The organism is Flavobacterium zhoui, assembly GCF_042787235.1.
Lineage (GTDB): Bacteria > Bacteroidota > Bacteroidia > Flavobacteriales > Flavobacteriaceae > Flavobacterium > Flavobacterium zhoui.
Map to the genome: position 1 here is coordinate 136,430 of NZ_JBHZPY010000002.1, position 19,918 is coordinate 156,347.

Below are 19,918 nucleotides of genomic sequence, written 5' to 3' on the forward strand. Positions count from 1 at the left end.
AGATGACTGTAAAATCTAAAATTATAATTCTATTGTTTTTGTTTTGTTGCTATTTTTCTAATGCTCAATTTGTAAAGCATCATGGGCAGCTGCAAGTTGTCGGAACACAATTGGTAGACAAAAAAGGAGAGGCTGTTGTGCTTCGCGGTCTGAGTTGTGGCTGGCATAGTTTCTGGCCAAGATTCTATAATGAAGGAGCTGTAAATTGGTTGAAAAAAGATTTCAAATGCAATATAGTCCGAGCTGCAATGGGCATTGAAATAGGAGATAGGCCTTATATAAAAAAACCGGTTTTTTCGAAAGAAAAAATAGAAGCTGTTGTAAATGCCGCTATCAAATCTGGAATTTATGTGATTATAGATTGGCATAGTCATAATATTAATCTAAAGGAATCGAAGGAGTTCTTTGCAGAAATGTCAAAGAAATACGGTAAATATCCAAATGTGATTTATGAAGTCTACAATGAACCGGATTATGAAACTTGGGAGGAAGTAAAAAGCTATTCTGAAGAAGTGATTAAAGTAATTAGGGAGAATGACCCAGATAATATTATTCTTGTGGGTTGTCCTCATTGGGATCAGGATATTCATCTTCCTGCTGCAAATCCTATAAAGGGCTATGATAATCTAATGTACACGATGCATTTTTATGCAGGCACGCATGGAAAATGGTTGCGGGACAGAACTGATAAAGCTATAAAAAGCGGATTACCGGTCTTTATTTCAGAATCTGCGGGAATGGAAGCTACTGGCGACGGGCCTTTGAATTACGTGTCTTGGCAAGAATATATTGATTGGATGGAAGCCAGGAAATTGAGTTGGATTACTTGGTCTGTCTCCGATAAAGAGGAAAGTTGTTCTATTCTAAAAAAATCAGCCAATTCAGAAGGTAACTGGAAAGAGGGAGACCTGAAAGAATCAGGAATAAAGGTCCGGGAACTTTTGCGCAAGTACAACACTGAAAACCAACTATAAGGCAGTAGAGTAATCCCAATATTAAAGCTCATATCTACATGGAAACATCAATTGAATTATTCATAATCTAAAAAAAAAGCGGTTGCAAGTTTATACTCGCAACTGCTTTTTTTGATTTACCTATAAGTTATACAACATATTCATCAGCAATACTTAAAGCTTCAGAAATAATTGCTAATCCTTCATCAATTTGAGCTTCGTTAATCATTAATGGTGGTGCTATAAAAATATAACCCCAGCGAACAAAGGTATATAATCCTAGCTCTCTTAACTTGGCACCCACTTTATTCATAACTTCCATTTCGGCAGCATTAGCATTGAAAGGAGCCATCAATTGATAGGGTTCTTTGCTTTTCACAACATCTAAACAACCCAGTAATCCTTTGTTTCTGAAATCACCAATTGAAGGATGTTTTACGCGCATTTCGTTGATACGTTTCTCCATATAAGCACCCATTTTATTGGTGTTTTCTATCAAATTGTCAGTTTCGTAAATGTTAATAACAGCCAATGAAGCCGCTAAAGAAACAGGATGCGAATTGTAAGTCAATCCCAACCATAAAGGGGAATCCTCATATTTTGCAGCAATTTTATCTGAAACCATTAAGCAACCTAGAGGTAGGTAAGAAGAAGTCAAACCTTTAGCCATACAAATCATATCTGGAATGATATCATTGTGTTCAAAACCAAACCATTTTCCGGTTCGACCGAAACCACTCATTACTTCGTCAGCAATAAATAGAATTTCATATTTTTCGCATAACGCTTTGATCCCTTTTAAATAGCCTTCTGGATAATGAAGACAACCGGATGAGCCACTTTCTCCTTCGAAAATAAAGGCTGCAATCGTATGACCGCCTTCGTAACGAATGATTCTTTCTACGGAATCCAAACTCCATTTTAATCTTGTTTCTTCATCTTGATCACTTAAACCATAAAAATCATAAGGATCGTCCAAATGAAAAATATTAGTTGATTGTTGTGCATCCGTATATTGTTTTCGAGGATCGCCACCCACAGTCATACTCGCGGATGAATTTCCGTGAAAGCCTCTGTATCTTCCAAATATTTTATGTTTTCCAGTATACAAACGGGCTAGTTTTATGGCATTTTCTATGGATGAAGCACCACACAGAGTAAAAAAAGCTTTGTTTAAGTCTCCTGGACAAATGGCCGCTAGTTTTTTAGCTAACTGAGCCCTAATTTCGGTCGTACAAGAAGGCGTAACATAACTCACTTTTTGCATTTGTTCAACTACTGCATCAGTAACACGCTGATCTCCATGACCAATATTTACGGACATTAATCCGCTGGAAAAATCGATGATTTTTTTACCGCCAACTTCATATAAATATACGCCTTCGGCTCTTTCGATTGGAATTGGATTTACATTTTTCTGGGCCACCCAAGTAAACAAGCTGTATTGTTTACTGTCACTTATTATTTGTTCTTTAGTCATTTTAATTTTTTTAATTTTTTCAATTCTCAAAAATCTGAAATCAAAAATTGTTACTCATCATTTGAAAATCTTTTAACTCATCCAGTTGGTTCCTGCTTCAGGATTCCATTTGGTGGTCGTTTTCTTTTCTTTAGTAAAAAACACAATAGCGCTTTTTCCAGTAATATCTCCAGAACCAAATCTCGATTCATTCCAACCGCCAAAACCAAAAGGTTCTCTCGGAACAGGAACACCAATATTTACTCCGCACATTCCTGCAGAAGCATTTTCGGTTACATAATTGGCTAAACCGCCGCTTTGTGTAAAAACGGAACAGGCATTTCCATAAGGATTGGCATTTTCAATTGCTAAAGCTTCATCAATTGTATTAACACGAACAATAGTCAAGACAGGTCCAAATATTTCTTCTTTGGCAATTTTCATATCAGCAGTCGCATAATCTATAATTGTTGGCCCCACATAAAAACCATTTTCTTTTCCGGGAACAGTAGTATTTCTACCATCTAATATGATTTTGGCGCCCTGTTGTTCGGCTTCGGTGATATAAGACTCAATTCTTTCTTTGGCTGTTTTCGAAATTACTGCACCCAATGTTGTACCGCATTGAATTTTATTCGCATCATCGATTAATTTGTCCAGTATCGCATCGCAATTTCCTACCGCTATTAAAGTAGCCGCTGCCATGCATCGTTGTCCCGCACAACCACTCATGGAAGCTACAATATTTGATGATGCCATGTCAGGATGCGCATCCGGAAGAAGAATGATATGATTTTTTGCTCCGCCAAGTGCTAAAACTTGTTTCAAATTTTGACTTGCTCTTTGATACACTATTTTTGCCACTTTCGTAGATCCTACAAAGGTTATGGCTTTAATATCCGGATGGTCGCAAAGATTCTCAACAGTAGATTGTGTACCATTTATAATATTGAATAAGCCATCAGGTAAACCGGCTTCTTTCAATAGTTTTGCTGTATATTGACTACTGATTGGCACCGCTTCGGATGGTTTCAAAATAAAAGCATTTCCTAAAGCAATTGCATTTACAATGGTCCAATGCGGAACCATAGTTGGAAAATTAAATGGAACAATCGAAGCGACAATTCCTAAGGGTGATTTAGTGGAAGAACAGTGAACTCCCTTACTGACTTCCATATTCTCTCCATTTACAAATTGAGGGAGCGAGCAGGCAAATTCAGTAAGTTCAATTGCTTTGTCAATTTCGGCTTTAGCTTCCGCGTGAATTTTTCCGTTTTCACGGTAAATAATTTCGGTTAGTTCAGCACTATTTTGTTCCAGTAACTGTTTGTATTTATAAAATACCTGAACTCTTTCTTTTAAGGTAACTTTTTGCCAGGCTTTTTGTGCTTTCTGTGCAAAATCAATTATTTCATTCAAATCTTCCATCGTAGATTCATTGAAAGTAGTTAATTCCTTACCGTCTAATGGCGATATAACTGTATGAATTTTGCTGGAGCTACCTGATTTAAACTCCCCATTTATAAAGTTTCTTACTTCATCAAATACCATAACTATACTTTTTTTAGTTTTTCAAATATACACTTTTTATTAAAAAAATAATAATATTTTTTGTGAGTGTTGAAATTATTGTTAGATTTACAAAATAATCACATAATTATTAATTTATTTACAAAATTAATATTATTAATTTTTAAGTAAAATTTAAAACTGACCAGTTTAAATTATTCTATTAACCAAAAACCAAAAACTAAAAATCAATGAAATCAATCTCAACTATTATTGGAGTCGCCTTACTATTTTTGGCTGGACTTTGTTATTTTATCAATTGGCACGCTTTAGTTCCCGCATTTACGGTATTAGGAATTGCAATAATGACAAGAAAAGCATTGGAACCCTTAATAATAGGATGCGCCGTTGGTTTTGTATTATTGGCTATGCAAGGTGGATCGAAAGAATTTTTTCCAGAAGGACAAGGAATGATTTTTCCTCTTAATATGTTTGACGGAATGTTTTCATCGATTTCCAGAGACGCTCATGATCAAGGTCTAATATGGGTGATTTTAGTATGTATATTATATGGTGCATTTGTACAATTATTAGTTGCTTCTGGAGGAATAAATGCTGTCGGAAGATACTCTGAGAATCACGTTAAAAATAAAAAGCAGTCATTAATTATGACTTATTTTTTAAGTTTCTTCTTTTTTCTGGATGACTATTTAAGTGCACTGTCTATTGGTAATACGATGAGACCTATTACAGATAAATTTGGGGTTTCAAGAGAGAAATTAGCATTGGTTTTGAGTTTTGTTTGTGTACCACTGACAATAATATTTCCTATTTCGACTTGGACTATTTTTTATGGAACTCAAATTGCGGCTATTCAAGGAGGCGTTTTAAATAGTGCAGGAAAAGTTATAACAAGTCCTATTGAAGCATTTTTAGGGACAATTCCTTATAATTTTTCAGCGTGGATTTCATTAATTCTGGGAGCATTAGTAGTGTTTCAGTTAATTCCGGATTCAAAAGCAATCAAGGAGGCGGAAGCAAGCGTGAAACTAATAGATCCTGAAGTTGTAAAAGTGAAGAAAAAACCAGCAAGAGAAGGGAAGTTGGTCTATTTTATTCTGCCTTTAGTTATTCTAATTTGGTGTACCATTTTTCCTTATCCGTATGATGCGGAATATTGGGATAGTTTAACTTTTTCTTCAGAATCAATTTTCAGTAGTATTGATGCCCTTCGCGGAATAGCAACAGCTTGTGTATTTACGTATTTGTTTTATTTAGTATTAGGAGTAATAAAATTTAATAAAATATCAAACAACTTCGTTAAAGGGATGGAATCAATCACTTTCGTGTTAGTAGTTCTAGGAATGACCTATTTATTAAAAGATGTTCAAAACGGATTGGGATTTAATGAATTTGTAGCCGAGAAATTACAAGGAATTAGCTGGTTGAATAGTGCAACGCTGCCTTTTGTTGTTTTTGCATTAGTGGCATGGATTTGTTGGGCTACAGGTTCAAACTGGGGAATATATGCAATTTTAGTACCAACAACAGCCATATTGTCTCGTTCCCTTGGAGCAGATTTTTGGCTAACGCAAGGAGCTTTGGCTTCAGGAACTGTTTGGGGAGCTGCAGCATGTTTCTTCTCTGATAACAGAGTGCTTACAGCGCAGTCTTGTAAAATAGATATGATGAAACATGGTATTTCACAATTTCCCTATCAGTTAGTAATATTTGGAGTTTCATCAATCTTATATTTAATAGCTGGATATGTAATTTAAAAGTAAAGATATGATGAGCAAGAGTATTTTTGAAAATCAATTTATAATTCGTAATGCTACATTAGATGATGTCATTCAGATGGAGTATGTACAATCACGATGTTATCCAACTTTGCACGAATCAGAAATATTGAATAGAAATCATTTTGCTAATCACATAAAAATATTTCCTGCAGGGCAGTTAGTGATTGAGGAGGATGGAAAGATTATTGCGTCGGCAAGTACTTTTAGATGTCATTTTCCAGAACATGACAGTACTTTTCTGGAAGAGACAGATAATTTATGGTTATCCAATGTGCATATACCAGATGGAAATTGGATGTATGGCATCGATATGGGAGTATTGCCGGAATATCGTGGTTTAGGTCTTTCGAAAGAAATGTATAAAGCTCGCCTAGAAGTTTGTCGAAATTTGGGTTTGATAGGTCAGATTATAGCCGGAATGACAATTGGTTATGGAAAAGTAAAAGACAAAATGACAATTGAAGAATATTGTTACGGATTAGAAATGAATAAATATACAGATCCTACGATTACGCCACAGCGAAAATCAGGATTTAGATGGATCAAACCTTTGTATAATTATATAAATGATCCTGAATCTGGGTTTGCCAGTATCCTAATGTATTTACCGGTCGATGAAGATTATAGTTTGAAAAAACAGTTGCAAAATAAAAAATAGAATAAAATTAAAATAAAAAAAATGGGAACTCAAATTAAAAAAGTATCAGAAATTCCTGGACCAAAGAGCAAAGAAATGTTAGCAAGAAGGGCCGCCGCTTTACCTGCCGGTTTAGGAAAATCTACCGAAGTGGTTGTCGAAAAGGCTGAAGGGGCTTTAGTATGGGATGTAGATGGAAATCAATTAATTGATTTTGCGGGAGGAATCGGGATGGTAAATTTGGGTCACAGACCAAAAGCAGTAGTTGATGCCATAAAAGACCAAATGGATAAATACCTGCATACGGGAGCATTGGTGACTACTTTTGAACCGTATTTAGAATTTGCAGAACTGCTTAACAAAATTACACCAGGTGATTTTCCTAAGAAAACATTGTTGGCTTGTTCCGGATCTGAAGCGGTAGAAAATGCAGTGCAAATTGCACGATATTATACAAAGCGACCTGCAGTAATTTGTTTTGAAGGAGCTTATCACGGTAGAACATTACTTACTTTGAGTTTAACTAGTAAATACGCTTTATTTAAAAGAGGCTTTGGCAGCTATGCCCAGGATATTTATCGTTTTCATTCTCCAAATGTATATCGCAAACCCGATAATTTTACGGAAGAGGAATATATAGATTTTTGTATCGAGCGTTTTGACCAGAATTTAATTTCACACGTCGATCCTTCTTCGGTTGCAGCAATTATTATCGAACCTGTTCAAGGGGAAGGTGGCTTTATTCCTGTGCCAAAACGTTTCTTGGAAAAAATCAGAAAAGTTTGTGATGAACATGGTATCGTTTTCATTGCCGATGAGGTTCAGGCAGGAGCAGGAAGAACAGGAAAATTCCTTTCTATCGAGCATAGTGGAGTGATTCCGGATATGGTAACGATGGCAAAATCGATAGGTTCAGGATTGCCAATTAGCGCCGTAACAGGTAAAGCAGAAATGATGGACGCACCCCATTTAGGAGGTGTTGGAGGAACGTATTCTGGAAGTCCAATTGCAGTGGTGGCAGCACTTGAAACCATTAAACAAATTAATACACCGGAATTTTTAGCCAAATCGGTTCATGTGGGAGATGCTATCAGAACACGATTAAATACAATGGCAGATAAGTTTTCTTGTATTGGTGATGTTCGTGGAATAGGAGCGATGCTGGTAGTTGAATTTGTAAAAGATAAAAAAACCAAAGAGCCTGATATGGATTTTGCGATGGCAGTAATCAAAAAATCAGTCGCAAATGGATTGATTTTAATCAGAGCAGGATTGTACACCAATTGTATTCGTTTTTTACCTCCAATTGTTATTACTGACGAACAATTGCATGAAGGATTGGATGTAATTGAAAATGCAATCCAAGAAGTATTGAACGAAAGAAAATAATTTAGACGAAAGTCTAAAAGTCGAAAGTCATAACGACTAGTTCGATATTTAGACTTTATGATATTAGACTTTATGACTTTTAAACTGATATATAATGCCAATATTATTACTATGAATCCTGCTTTTGCAAAAGCGGATTCCATGGTAATTAACCATTTGGGAAAAATTGAAGCCATAGGAACGGAAACTGAATTGCGAAATCAATTTGGTTCTTTTTCCAATGAATTTGATTTTAATGGACAAACTGTTGTTCCGGGGTTAAATGATGCGCATATTCATGTTTGGAAAATTGGACATCTTCGTACCTATATGTTGGATGTTCGGGGTGTGAAATCGATTGTGGAATTCAAAAGATTATTAAAAGAGTTTGCCGATAAAAATCCGAATTCCGAATGGATTATGGCTCGTGGAATTAATGAAATGGTATTGGAAGAAAAACGGTTGCCAACCAAAGAAGATTTAGACGAAATTATTTCTGACAGACCTGTTTTTGTAATAAGAACTTGTGCGCACATTGGAATTGCCAATTCAAAAGCCATAGCAATTTCAGAAGTTGATGAAGCTACTGAAGTTCCTTTTGGAGGAGAAATTCGCAAAAATCAAGATGGAAGCCTGCAAGGTATTTTTACCGAAAGAGCTTTAGGATTAATCATGAATAACATTCCTCCATTTACTTTCGAAGAATATAAAAACATGATTCTGGAAGCGCATAAGTATTTGTTGACTTTGGGAATTACAAGCGCTACTGATCCGGCTGCGAATGAGGAATTATTGGCGGCTTACATTAAATTGGACCAAGAAGGATTGTTGAAAGTGCGAATGAATGTTTTTCCGCTTCGAATTCCAGATGGTAGTGATGAAATTCAGGTTTTACCGAAATTATATGAATCGGAATTTTTGCAAATAAAAACCGTGAAGTTTTTTTCTGATGGTGGTTTGAGTTCGGCTACAGCAGCTTTGAATGTTCCGTATAAAAATACGGACGGTTACAAAGGCGTTTTGAGATTGGATTACGATAAGTTTTATCAAACAGCAAAAGAAGCCGTTGAAAAAGGATTTTCGGTTGCCACACATGCCATTGGTCATCAGGCAGTCGATTTGACTTTGAAAGTGTATCGTGATTTGTTCAAAATTGATAATACATTAAAACACAGAATTGAACACGTTGGGTTTTTATCGAATGCAAATATAAAAGATTTTAAACACATGAATATGACTGCGGCGATGCAACCGATATTCATTTATGAATTGGCAAATAATTTCAAAAACACGTTGCCAGACGACTTATTAGATGTGGTTTACCCGTGTAAAACGGTTTTGGATTACGGAATAAATTTAGCCTTATCTACCGATGGACCTGTGGTGAAAGAAATAAATCCCTGGGTTAATATGGAAACGGCGGTTACCCGAAAAGCAATGGATGGGTTTGTCATTGGCGAAAGCCAGAAAATAACTTTCGAGCAAGCTTTACAAGCCTATACAGTAGGAAGTGCGATTGCGGATAATTTAGAAAATATAAAAGGAAATCTTTCTACAGGGAAATATGCCGATTTTATTGTCTTGAATAAAAATCCATTTAAATTAGACGATGTTTCTGCTGTAGAAGTCAATGAAACTTGGGTAGATGGAGAATTAAAATATCGAAAAGAGTAGAGAATTTTACTTTATCAGAGTTTTAAAATATGATAGGGTTATTAAAATAGTAAAAAGATGAGCGCATTAGATGATGAACTAGATTACCAAATATTGAAGCTGCTTCAGAAGGATGGCAGAATGTCGTTTACTGAAATTTCTAAAGAAATTAATGTGGCAGTGAGTACCATAAGACATCGTTATATTAATTTAATTGAAGATGGCACTTTACAAATAATTGGAAGGGTCGATCCTAATAAAATTGGTTTTAATGCTTATGCAAGTGTTTTGATTTCGGTTAAACCAAAATCATACATGAAAACCATTTTTGAGGAATTAGCAAAGTTACCCGAAATTAGTTTTTTGGCTTCTGTTTCAGGGGATTATGATATTGAAGCTAATATTATGTGTCGGGATATGGAACATTTAAATGAATTATTAGGCGATAAAATTCATGCGATGGAAGGTGTTTTTGATACGAAAACAAATATGTATATGAAAATTTACAAATTCGCGCAACCCGATTTAGAATTGGCAAAATTATCAAGCAAGCAACATGAATAATACAGACAAATTATACGAAAGAAGAAAGAAAAGTGTTCCAAACGCTTTAGGAATTTTCAATCCGTCCAGCATTCAATCTGCCAAAGGAGCTATCATTATTGATGCTGATGGCAGAGAATTGATTGATTTTGCGGGAGGAATTGGGGTAAATAATGCAGGACACGGTGTGCCAGAAATTATTGAAGCGATTAAAAGTCAAGCAGATAAATTCATTCATGCCTCCTTCAATGTTTCCGTTTACGAACAATATTTAGACTTAACGGAAAAATTGTGTGAGATTTTGCCGCATGGTGAATCTACTAAAGCAATGCTGACGTTATCTGGTGCTGAATCCGTTGAAAATGCCATAAAAATTGCTCGTGCTGTAACCGGAAAAGCAGGAATTATCTGTTATGACGGTTCCTTTCACGGACGTACAATGATGGCAATGACTTTGACATCTAATGTGAAATACAAAGAAGGTGCCGGACCCTATGCGCCTGAAGTATACCGTTTGGAATATCCATATTACAAACCGAGTATGAATGCCCGTATGACCGCAGATGAATTCGATGATTTGATGATTATGAAGTTGCATAAAACTTTTTCATCAACCGTTTCAATGAGTCAAACCGCTGCAATCATTTTGGAATTAGTACAAGGTGAAGGTGGCTTTACGGTTGCTTCTAAAAAATATGTGCAGTATCTACGAAAATTCTGTACAGAAAATAACATTGTCTTGATTTTTGATGAGGTGCAATCCGGTTTTGGTCGTACTGGAAAATGGGCCGCTTATGAGCATTATGGAGTAATTCCAGATTTGTCAACTTGGGCTAAATCTATGGGTGGCGGAATGCCTATTGGTGCTGTTATAGGTAAACAAGAAATTATGGATGCCGTTAAACCCGGACTTATCGGAGGAACGTATTTAGGAAATCCGTTGAGTTGTGTGGCTTCATTGGCAAGTATCAATTACATGCAAAAACATAACATCAATGCGGCTGGAGATAAAGTAGGCAAGATAGTTCGAGACAGATTCAATCAATTGCAGGCAAAATATTCGAAAAACATCACTGATGTTCGTGGATTGGGAGCTATGTTGGCAATCGAATTTTTTAATCCAGAAACTAAAATGCCTGATGGTGATGCCACAAAAGCCATTGTCAATAAATGTTTAGAGAAAGGACTAATAGTAATCACTTCTGGAACATACGGAAATTGCATCCGAATTTTAAGTCCATTATTTATAGAAGATAAAATTTTAGAAAAAGGCTTGTCAATTTTAGAAGAAACAATACAAGAAATACTATCATGAGAAAGCAATATATTAATGGAGAATGGTGCGACGCAATTAATGGCGCAACTTGGGATTTGCAAAGTCCGGCTACCGAAGAAATAATTGATAAAGTTCCTTTTGGGAACACTGCTGATTGTGCTTTGGCGATTGCAGCCGCTGAAGCTTCTTTCAAAGAATGGAAAAATACAACACCTTATTTTAGAGCTGAATTTCTAAAAAAGGCAGCCAATTATATGCGGATAAATGTGGAGGCTTTCGCCAAGGAAACTTCGCTGGAAACGGGTAAACCAATGCTGGAATCTCGTGGTGAGTGGCAAGTATCTGCTAATCTTTTCGAATGGTTTGCCGAGGAAGGAAAACGCAGTTACGGACGAGTTATTCCGTCTAGCAGAATCGATAAACGTTCGATGGTTATTTATCAGCCATTAGGAGTTGTTGGTGTAATTACAGCTTGGAATTTTCCAGCTTATAATCCGGCTCGTGCCGTTGCGGCTGCTTTGGCTGCTGGATGTAGCGTGGTCATGAGAGGTTCTGAATTTACGCCTTTATCTAGTTTCAATATGGCAAAAGCATTGCACGAAGCCGGAATACCAAAAGGTGTTTTCAATTTGATTAATACTGAGCCAGTTACTACCGGAACTGAAATGATTGAAAATGCTTTATTGAAAAAAATAAGTTTTACGGGAAGCACAAGAGTTGGAAAAATTCTGATGGACGGTGCTTCAAAAACAGCAACTAAATTATCACTTGAATTAGGTGGAAATGCTCCGGTGATTATAGAAAAAGACGTAGATGTTGAAGCAATTGCGCATCAGGCTTTGGTTGCTAAATTGCGAAATTGCGGTCAGGTTTGTGTTGCTCCGCAACGTTTTTATGTGCATTCCTCTATTTTTAACCAATTTCTTTCGATTGTAAAAGAAGATATTTCGCAATTAAAAACAGGAATTAATGGAGGTGATATTGATTTTATTGGACCATTAATTAATAAAAAACAACAGGAACATTCTTTGAAAATGCTTGAAAAAGCAAAAAGCGAAGGAGCAATTGTTCACATTGGAGGAGAAGCTGCTGAGAAAGGATTTTTTGTTCATCCGGCATTGATTGAAGCCAGACAAAATCAGGCTTTTATTAAGACAGAAGCTTTTGGACCCTTGATGATCGTCATCGCTTTCGAAACGAAAGAAGAAGTTCTGGAATGGGCGAATGACACCGAATATGGTTTGGCTTCTTATGTATTTACAAATGATATTAAAACAGCTAATTTCTATGCTGAAAATCTAGAATTTGGAATGGTAGGAGTCAATGAATGGGCTGCTCACGGGACTGAATTGCCCTTTGTTGGAATAAAAAGTAGCGGAGTGGGACACGAGTCCGGTTCCGAAGGGTTAAAAGAATACATGGAACTGAAACTAATTAGTTACGGTAATATGTCATAGATGTTTTAAAGTCGAAAGCCATAAAGTCAAAAATATTATTAGTCTTTCAAATTTTAAATCTTTCAATTATAAATACATGAAAAAAGAAATTTTAGGTAAATACATTTTGCGAACAGCTACTCCTGAATATGCCAAACAAGAAGCTGAACTTCAAAAAATTGTTTTTCCAACTTTGTCTGAAGAAGAGTTGATGACTGAAGCGCAATACATACGTCACATGGAGATTTTTCCTGAAGGACAAATGGTTGTTTTAGATGGCGATAGAGTTATTGCAGCAACAACAACTTTGCTGCAAAATTACCACAAAGGAAATCATACTTTCTTGGAAATTTCGGATAATTTATGGTTGGGAACACACGATCCAAAAGCGGAATGGCTTTACGGATTAGACGTTTCAGTTCATCCGGATTATCAAGGCAAAGGTATTGGTAGAGAAATTTACAATGCACGTCAGGAGGTAGCTAGAGCATTGGGAACCAAAGGACAAATGACCGCAGGAATGCCTATTGGGTTTGATAATGTGAAAGATCAAATGACTATTGCTGAATATTGTGATAAATTAATTAAAGCCGAAATTATCGACCCAACGGTCACGGCGCAAACTAAATGTGGATTCATTTTGGTAGAGCCATTATTTGATTATTTAGATGATCCCCGAAGCGGAAATTGTTCGGTTTTGATGTATTGGCCTTTGGATCCAAATACGAAATTAAGCGATAGCCATTAAAGAGTAATCAGTGTTCAATCGTAATGGAGTTCTGCCAAGGAACCTTAAACTTTAAACAAAAAACAAAATGATATTCAAATCAATAAATCCATTTTCAACAGAAATTATTGCGGAACACGAAGTGTTGACAAATGCACAATTGAATCAAAAATTGGAATTGTCAGAAAGTGCTTTTAAAAATTGGCGGAATACGTCTTTTCAGGAAAGAGCTGATAAAATGAAAAATCTAGCCAATATTCTTCGAGAAAAAAAGGAAGAATTAGGTTTATTGATTACTAATGAAATGGGTAAAATTGTATCCGAAGGAATTAGTGAAGTCGAAAAATCAGCAGGAAATTGTGACTTCTATGCCGAGAATGCAGAGAAAATGCTAAAAGATGAAAAGTACGACACGCCTTTTACAAGTATGTCTGTCTATGACCCGATGGGTGCTATTTTTGCCATTATGCCTTGGAATTATCCTTTTTGGCAAGTATTGCGTTATGCGGCGCCGGCAATTATGGCTGGTAATGTGACACTTTTAAAACATGCTCCAAACGTTATTGGCTGCGCCAAAGCTATTGAAAATGCATTTCTGGAAGCCGGTTTTCCACAAGGTGTTTTCCAACAAATAACCATTGATATTATTCAAGTCGAAAGTGTAATCGCTTCGGATATTGTGCATGGGATTTCGTTGACAGGTAGTGAAATGGCAGGTTCTTCTGTGGCTTCTTTGGCTGGAAAGCACATAAAAAAATCAGTTATGGAGTTGGGAGGTTCAGATGCATTTATAGTTTTGAATGATGCCGATATTGAAAAAGCGGCGACTGTTGCTACCCAATCCAGAATGCTAAATGCAGGTCAGGCTTGTATTTGTGCCAAACGTTTTATCGTTACCGAAAAAGTAGCGGATGAATTTGCGGCTCTTTTTGCCCAAAAAGTACGTGTTTTAAGTCAAGGAAATCCTTTACAAGATGGAATTAATATGGGACCATTAGCCCGATTGGATTTGGCCGAAAAACTAAGCCATCAATTAGAAAAAGCATTGCAACAAGGAGCGAAATTAGTAGTAGGAGGAGAACGTGAAAATTGCAATTTTCAACCAACATTAATTGATTTTGTAGATGCTAACAATATTGCTTTTCAAGAGGAAACTTTTGGACCATTAGCAACAATAATTAGAGCCAAAGATGAAAACGATGCGATTGCTATTGCCAATAACCACAGATATGGTTTGGCATCTGCAATTTGGTCGGAAGATCGTGAAAATGCATATAGATTGGCACGAAAAATTGAGGCTGGAAATGTTTTTATAAACTCATTGGTACGTTCTGATTCCAGAATTCCTTTTGGAGGAACAAAAAAATCAGGGTACGGAAGAGAGTTGTCTGAAATTGGAATTAAAGAATTTATGAATATGAAATCAGTGATTATCGAATAATTTTAAAATTGAATTAACCAACCAAAAAACCAACCAAATATGAAAAAAGTAGTAATCATTTTAGCTTTTATGCTAACCAGTACAGTTACATTTGCTCAGGAAATTGTTTCAGACACTTTAAAAGTGGAGAAAAAGTGGGATATAAATCTCGATATCGCCAGCCGATACATTTGGAGAGGACAATCTTGGGGAGGTAATTATCCAGTAGCACAATTGTATGGTAATTATAATGTAAATGATAAGTTTTCCGTTGGATTTTGGACCACACATAATTTTAAAAAAGCATATTATGATGCCAATGGAGCATCAAAAGGATACCAAGAATTGGATTTGATTTTAAATTATGCTGTGTCTGATTTTTTGACAGTTTCGGTGCAAGATTATTATTGGCCTTCCACAGACAAACAAGAAGGGGTTTCTAATGATTTTTTTAATTTTGGAAACGATGGGTCACAATCTATTGATTTACAGTTTTTATTTGATTTTTCTGAAAAAGGAGTGCCTATTTGGTTTACTCTAAGTACTTTGGTTGCCGGGAATGATTTTAGATATAAAGATGACAATGATGTGAAAGGGAAGCAAAATTTCACGACTTATGTAGAGTTGGGATATAAGATAGAAGCTCCTTTGGGATTAAGTGTTTCTCCAGTTGTGGGTGCGGTTCTTAATAATAAGGCGGGGTATTATTCTTATGCGGATTATGATAAGCCATCTTTTGTAAATCTAGGATGTAAAGTATCAAAAGAAATTAAATTAAACAAAAGTATTACTATGCCCATTTGGTTGAATTATACCTATAATGCCGCTTCAAATAAGGCTAATTTAGAACCATTTGGGAAGCAGTTTTTGGTGGCAGGAGTTACTTTTTCATATTAATAAAGAAAAATATTTACATAAAAAAAGAGGTTGTCTTGTTATAAAGATAGCCTCTTTTTTTTGGTTTATTTATCCTCTTTGTTAAAAGATCTAATAGGTGTAGCTTATCGCTGTTAAATACTCGTTTTTACTTGATACAATTACAAAAAAGGGATTTCCTTTAAAAGCTGCTTTTTCTTTTAATCGTCGTTCGCCTCGTTCTTGTGTAGATAGATTAGATTCTCCTTTGATTTTAGGTGTAAAGACACGGATGGTCTCTAATTTTTTTAGACCAATAGTTTCTGTTTCTCTCAAAATAATTACTTTTTTGTAGTCGCCTCTTTTTGTTATATCAATTTTTTGGGATGCGATAAAATGTGATTTGTTTGATTTGTCATTTAATTGTGCAACAGCATATTTGCTTATTTTTTTTTCTTCAGAACTTTCAGGAAAGGTATAATAAATCAAATTATTTTCAATTTTAATAAAATTTACATTTACTTTCTCGTCGTTATGCTTTATGATTTGATGTGTTTGTGCCTGTAAATACGCTGCAAAGAACAGCAGTACCAGGGAAAGTGATATTTTCATTTTTGGATGATTTTTTGTTTCTGAAATAATGCCTTTTAGGAGTTGTCTCTTAGAAAAGGGTCTTTGTGTAGCATTGCAAACGGAAATGGTGATAATTCAGGAGGTGGAGTTGGAATGTTAGATTGGTAATCTTCGAATTTTAATAGATAAGTAAAATTATTTTTTTGTTTGAAAAGATGAGGGAATGCTATAAAATTTGATTCGTTGAAAGTTTCGGTAGCGGATAGGTATGTATAATCATCTTCTAGGTTAGTTTCATCGTCAATGTTTTTGTTTAATTCAGAAAAAGTCTGTTTCTCATTTTCGATAAGAAATGCCAGTTTCTGACTGATCAAGATAAATGAAAAGATCGTCAACAATTGTATAAAACTGAATTTAATTATTCTATAACTCATATTGTCAAATTTAAAAAAAGTAAATCTAATTAGCAAATCTAGGGAAGGTGTGGATTAATCGTTTTTATAGTTTCGGTTAATGTATATAGGATGTTTTTGTTGCATTTTTAAGTGAAATTTATTTTTTATAAAATTTATATTTTTGTTTGCACCCTATTTTATATATGGTGTATTTTATTTTAAATGTTATTTACTTTAATAAAAAGTATTTTTTAGTTATTTTTATTTTTTATACTATATTTTTTAAGGGGTATTTTTAAAAAAGTATTATTATTGATTATTTTAAATTATTCATTTAAAATAAGAAATAATTATTATTAGGAAGCTATTTTTTGATATTGGTAATTCTTATCCAAATTTTAAAAAAAAGAATTGATGAGAAAAAAAAGTTAATAATTTCGCTTCAGAACAATAGCGAATCGGTCTATTTTTAGTAAGAATTAATCTATTTAAAATTGATGAAATTTGTTTAAAACAGCAATTTAACTTATTTGTTTTATTCAAAATGAAAACTAAAAACCAACCATATTATTAACTAAAAACTAAATTATTCATGAAGAAATTAACAACCATTTTAGCGGTTTTATGTGCATCTGGATTTGCTTTTGCACAAGACACACCAGTACCAGCGACTACTTTTAGAGGATCGGCTGATATGTATTATAAATATGATTTTGCGAACTTAGTAGGAAACGGAAAAACAAGTTTTACTAATTCACATAACTCATTTGAGCTTGGAATGGTTTCTATTGCTGCATCTCATAAAATGGGGAAAGCTTCTGTATTTGTGGATCTGGGATTTGGAAATAGAGCTAAAGAATTTGCATATAATGATACTAGCAGTTCATTTATGATTAAACAATTAAATTTCACTTATGAAATTTCAGATAAATTTAAAATTACAGCAGGTAGCTTTGGCACTCACATAGGATATGAACTATTGGATGCTGTGGATAATAAAAACTACAGTATGTCTTATGCCTTTACAAACGGACCATTTTTTAATACTGGTGTAAAAGCGCAATATACTTCAGGAAAAGTTAGTTTTATGGCCGGGGTAACAAATCCAACAGATTTTAAAACAGCGATTGAAGCGGGGTCAACTCAAAAAACTTTAATCGGACAAATAGCATATATTGGGGATACAGGAAGTATCTATTTTAATGCAACTTCTGGCAGCTCAAATCCTGCAACTACCGTAAACAAAACACAATTTGATGTAGTAGCGTCAAAAAAGATTTCTGATAAATTCTCTTTAGGATTTAATGGGACTTATGCTTTAATAAATGATGATATGAGAAGTGCAAATGATGAAAAATGGTTTGCTGTAATTGGATATGCAGCCTACGCTCCAAAAAATAATCTTAGTTTAGCGTACAGATTGGAATATTTTGATGCAACGAATGCTGCTGTAACACTATCTGCTTTAGGTGGGTCTAGAATTATAGGAAACACACTTTCATTGAACTACAAAGTTGGAAATTTAACAATCATTCCTGAGGTTCGAGTTGATTTGTCATCGGAAGATGTATTTATAGATCGCAATTCAAGTCCATCAAGTTCTAACGCTTATGTTTTGTTAGGAACAACGTACCGTTTTTAATTAAATTATACAAAGGCAATATTTTTTTTGCTGTCAAGATGCTTCTTCAGTATTTTGGCAGCTTTTTTTTATTGGGAGGACTTAATCAAGATTTTTTTTAAGTGCTGATGTTACGTATAAGGTCACATGGAGCCTTTTCCCAAACTAGAAGTTTCCATTAGTTAGGATTTTGTTGTTTTGTAATCGTATTACTTAGATTTGGAAGGTTTTAAATATTCTTTTAAACTAATAAATTATTGTTTCTTGTATATCGAGTAAATAATATTCTTAGTATTTTCATCGACTGCATCATTTACATCAGACTGAATATAATGCAACTTAAAAGCTGTAACAGCCGCAGAAAGGTTTTTTGTATCGTAACCAATAATTCGCAATCCTTGTTCAATATTAAAGTCTAAAGGTGCCATTTCTACTATTTCATCAGTCCAGATACCAAATCCTTTTTCGGCTAAAATTTTCCATGGAAAATATGCGCTAGGATCTTTTTTTCTGGTAGGTGCAATGTCAGAATGTCCAATAATATTTTGAGTTGGAATGTTGTAATCTTTTTTTAATTTAGTCAAAAGGGCTATCAAACTATTAATTTGTGCGTCAGAAAAAACTTCGGTTCCATTGTTGTCTAGCTCAATTCCGATTGATGCAGAATTGATATCGGTATTTTTACCCCAGGATCCAGTTCCTCCGTGCCATGCTCTTAAATAGTCGTTCAACATTTGTATCACTCTGCCATCATCACCAATTACATAATGGGCACTGACTTGCGTACTTGCTAAAGTGAATGTTTTTATAGTTTGTTGTAAAGAATCTTGTGCTGTATGATGAATGATAATAAAGTTAGGTTTTCTTAAGTTAAAATTCACGGTGCTAATCCACTCTGTATTTACACCATTTTTCAAAATAGTAAGCCTAGTTCTTGAAATCGAATCTTTGACATTATGCAGTTGATTGGTAAATAAAGTATCGATTGTGATTTTATAATTATTAACCAATGGTAAAGAAATAGATTGCTTGCTTGAAATCGTTTCTTTTAATGCATTAAGTTTTGTATTGTATATTTTCTCACTGGCCTTGTAAGGATTTGTTGCACAAGACGTGATAACGATAATTAAAATCAGAAAGTAAAAAGAATTCTTCATGTTTTTTTATAATTACATTTCTTTGTTCCAAAAAAGGGGTTAATTATTTTTTCTTGGATTTTTTTGGATTTTTACTTTCCTCTGAAAATATTTTATACTTTTCTTTTTGATCTTCATTTAATAATTCAATAACTTTTCTTTCCATATTTTCTGAAAGTATTTGAAGGTCTTTCATCTGATCGCTTTGATTCGTTTCTTGTTTCAAAATAACACCTTGTCGTTTGATGCTTTCTAACAAGATATTTGAGATGGCAATTTCCTGAAGCTCATCTAGACTTACCGCCGGTTTTAGTTTAAGCATTATTTTGCCTATCGTTTCTTCAGCAGGAATTTCTCTTGGTTTATCATGACTTCTGTCCTGACTCATTCCGCTATTCATTCGGCCACTATTACCATAACCATTACCTCCGTAACCTCCGCCTCCATATCCATTGTTTCCGTATTGCGCAGAAACCGTTTGTATTGATAATAACACAACAATACTTATTACTGACGGTTTAACTATTTTCATATTGAATATTTTATAAAGGTTGG

Annotated in this window: 18 protein-coding genes; 12 read left to right on the plus strand and 6 right to left on the minus strand. The window is 34.7% G+C overall.

Annotated elements, in window-relative coordinates:
- The first annotated feature begins 2 nt into the window (after positions 1 to 2).
- Positions 3 to 974, plus strand: a complete 972-nt coding sequence (locus ACFX5F_RS03610; protein WP_379849990.1) for a glycoside hydrolase family 5 protein — start codon at positions 3 to 5, stop codon at positions 972 to 974.
- A gap of 127 nt (positions 975 to 1,101) precedes the next feature.
- On the opposite strand, the gene ACFX5F_RS03615 is transcribed toward ACFX5F_RS03610, so the two are convergent.
- Positions 1,102 to 2,433, minus strand: a complete 1,332-nt coding sequence (locus tag ACFX5F_RS03615) for an aminotransferase family protein (RefSeq protein WP_379849992.1) — start codon at positions 2,431 to 2,433, stop codon at positions 1,102 to 1,104.
- Between the two features lie 72 nt (positions 2,434 to 2,505).
- Positions 2,506 to 3,963, minus strand: coding sequence for a CoA-acylating methylmalonate-semialdehyde dehydrogenase (locus ACFX5F_RS03620; protein WP_379849994.1), 1,458 nt, complete (start codon positions 3,961 to 3,963; stop codon positions 2,506 to 2,508).
- A gap of 209 nt (positions 3,964 to 4,172) precedes the next feature.
- Between ACFX5F_RS03620 and ACFX5F_RS03625 the strand changes: the two genes are divergently transcribed.
- The 10 genes from ACFX5F_RS03625 to ACFX5F_RS03670 all read left to right on the plus strand — a co-directional run bounded on the left by ACFX5F_RS03625 (position 4,173) and on the right by ACFX5F_RS03670 (position 15,680).
- Positions 4,173 to 5,699: a Na+/H+ antiporter NhaC family protein gene (locus ACFX5F_RS03625; protein ID WP_379849996.1), complete on the plus strand. Its 1,527-nt coding sequence runs from the start codon at positions 4,173 to 4,175 to the stop codon at positions 5,697 to 5,699.
- 10 nt (positions 5,700 to 5,709) lie between these two features.
- The gene (locus tag ACFX5F_RS03630) at positions 5,710 to 6,381 is read left to right on the plus strand and encodes a GNAT family N-acetyltransferase (protein WP_379849998.1); all 672 of its coding nucleotides are present in this window, start codon (positions 5,710 to 5,712) and stop codon (positions 6,379 to 6,381) included.
- 21 nt (positions 6,382 to 6,402) lie between these two features.
- Positions 6,403 to 7,749, plus strand: coding sequence for an aspartate aminotransferase family protein (locus ACFX5F_RS03635; protein ID WP_379850000.1), 1,347 nt, complete (start codon positions 6,403 to 6,405; stop codon positions 7,747 to 7,749).
- Between the two features lie 57 nt (positions 7,750 to 7,806).
- Entirely contained in the window at positions 7,807 to 9,402 is a 1,596-nt protein-coding gene (locus ACFX5F_RS03640) for an amidohydrolase (protein WP_379850002.1), read from the plus strand.
- A 57-nt stretch (positions 9,403 to 9,459) separates the two neighbouring features.
- Positions 9,460 to 9,945, plus strand: a complete 486-nt coding sequence (locus tag ACFX5F_RS03645; protein ID WP_379850004.1) for an Lrp/AsnC family transcriptional regulator — start codon at positions 9,460 to 9,462, stop codon at positions 9,943 to 9,945.
- Positions 9,938 to 11,239 (plus strand): aspartate aminotransferase family protein, encoded by a 1,302-nt coding sequence (locus ACFX5F_RS03650; RefSeq protein WP_379850006.1) that lies wholly within the window; start codon positions 9,938 to 9,940, stop codon positions 11,237 to 11,239. Before ACFX5F_RS03645 ends, ACFX5F_RS03650 begins: the two co-directional genes overlap by 8 nt.
- Positions 11,236 to 12,657 carry an aldehyde dehydrogenase family protein gene (locus ACFX5F_RS03655; protein ID WP_379850008.1) on the plus strand — a complete coding sequence of 474 codons (1,422 nt, stop codon included), beginning with the start codon at positions 11,236 to 11,238 and terminating at the stop codon, positions 12,655 to 12,657. Before ACFX5F_RS03650 ends, ACFX5F_RS03655 begins: the two co-directional genes overlap by 4 nt.
- Positions 12,658 to 12,733: 76 nt before the next feature.
- Positions 12,734 to 13,384: a GNAT family N-acetyltransferase gene (locus ACFX5F_RS03660; protein ID WP_379850010.1), complete on the plus strand. Its 651-nt coding sequence runs from the start codon at positions 12,734 to 12,736 to the stop codon at positions 13,382 to 13,384.
- Positions 13,385 to 13,451: 67 nt separating this feature from the next.
- Positions 13,452 to 14,804, plus strand: a complete 1,353-nt coding sequence (locus tag ACFX5F_RS03665) for an NAD-dependent succinate-semialdehyde dehydrogenase (RefSeq protein ID WP_379850012.1) — start codon at positions 13,452 to 13,454, stop codon at positions 14,802 to 14,804.
- Positions 14,805 to 14,843: 39 nt separating this feature from the next.
- Positions 14,844 to 15,680: a hypothetical protein gene (locus ACFX5F_RS03670; protein WP_379850014.1), complete on the plus strand. Its 837-nt coding sequence runs from the start codon at positions 14,844 to 14,846 to the stop codon at positions 15,678 to 15,680.
- Between the two features lie 90 nt (positions 15,681 to 15,770).
- Here ACFX5F_RS03670 and ACFX5F_RS03675 read toward each other — a convergent pair whose 3' ends face one another.
- Together ACFX5F_RS03675 and ACFX5F_RS03680 are read right to left on the minus strand one after the other, a co-directional pair.
- Entirely contained in the window at positions 15,771 to 16,250 is a 480-nt protein-coding gene (locus ACFX5F_RS03675; RefSeq protein ID WP_379850016.1) for a hypothetical protein, read from the minus strand.
- Between the two features lie 35 nt (positions 16,251 to 16,285).
- The gene (locus tag ACFX5F_RS03680) at positions 16,286 to 16,645 is read right to left on the minus strand and encodes a hypothetical protein (protein WP_379850018.1); all 360 of its coding nucleotides are present in this window, start codon (positions 16,643 to 16,645) and stop codon (positions 16,286 to 16,288) included.
- A 553-nt stretch (positions 16,646 to 17,198) separates the two neighbouring features.
- Here ACFX5F_RS03680 and ACFX5F_RS03685 point away from each other — a divergent pair.
- Positions 17,199 to 18,248, plus strand: coding sequence for an outer membrane beta-barrel protein (locus tag ACFX5F_RS03685; protein ID WP_379850020.1), 1,050 nt, complete (start codon positions 17,199 to 17,201; stop codon positions 18,246 to 18,248).
- Positions 18,249 to 18,481: 233 nt separating this feature from the next.
- Here ACFX5F_RS03685 and ACFX5F_RS03690 read toward each other — a convergent pair whose 3' ends face one another.
- Positions 18,482 to 19,384 (minus strand): N-acetylmuramoyl-L-alanine amidase, encoded by a 903-nt coding sequence (locus ACFX5F_RS03690; protein ID WP_379850022.1) that lies wholly within the window; start codon positions 19,382 to 19,384, stop codon positions 18,482 to 18,484.
- Positions 19,385 to 19,427: 43 nt separating this feature from the next.
- The gene (locus tag ACFX5F_RS03695) at positions 19,428 to 19,895 is read right to left on the minus strand and encodes a hypothetical protein (RefSeq protein WP_379850024.1); all 468 of its coding nucleotides are present in this window, start codon (positions 19,893 to 19,895) and stop codon (positions 19,428 to 19,430) included.
- Positions 19,896 to 19,918 lie beyond the last annotated feature (23 nt).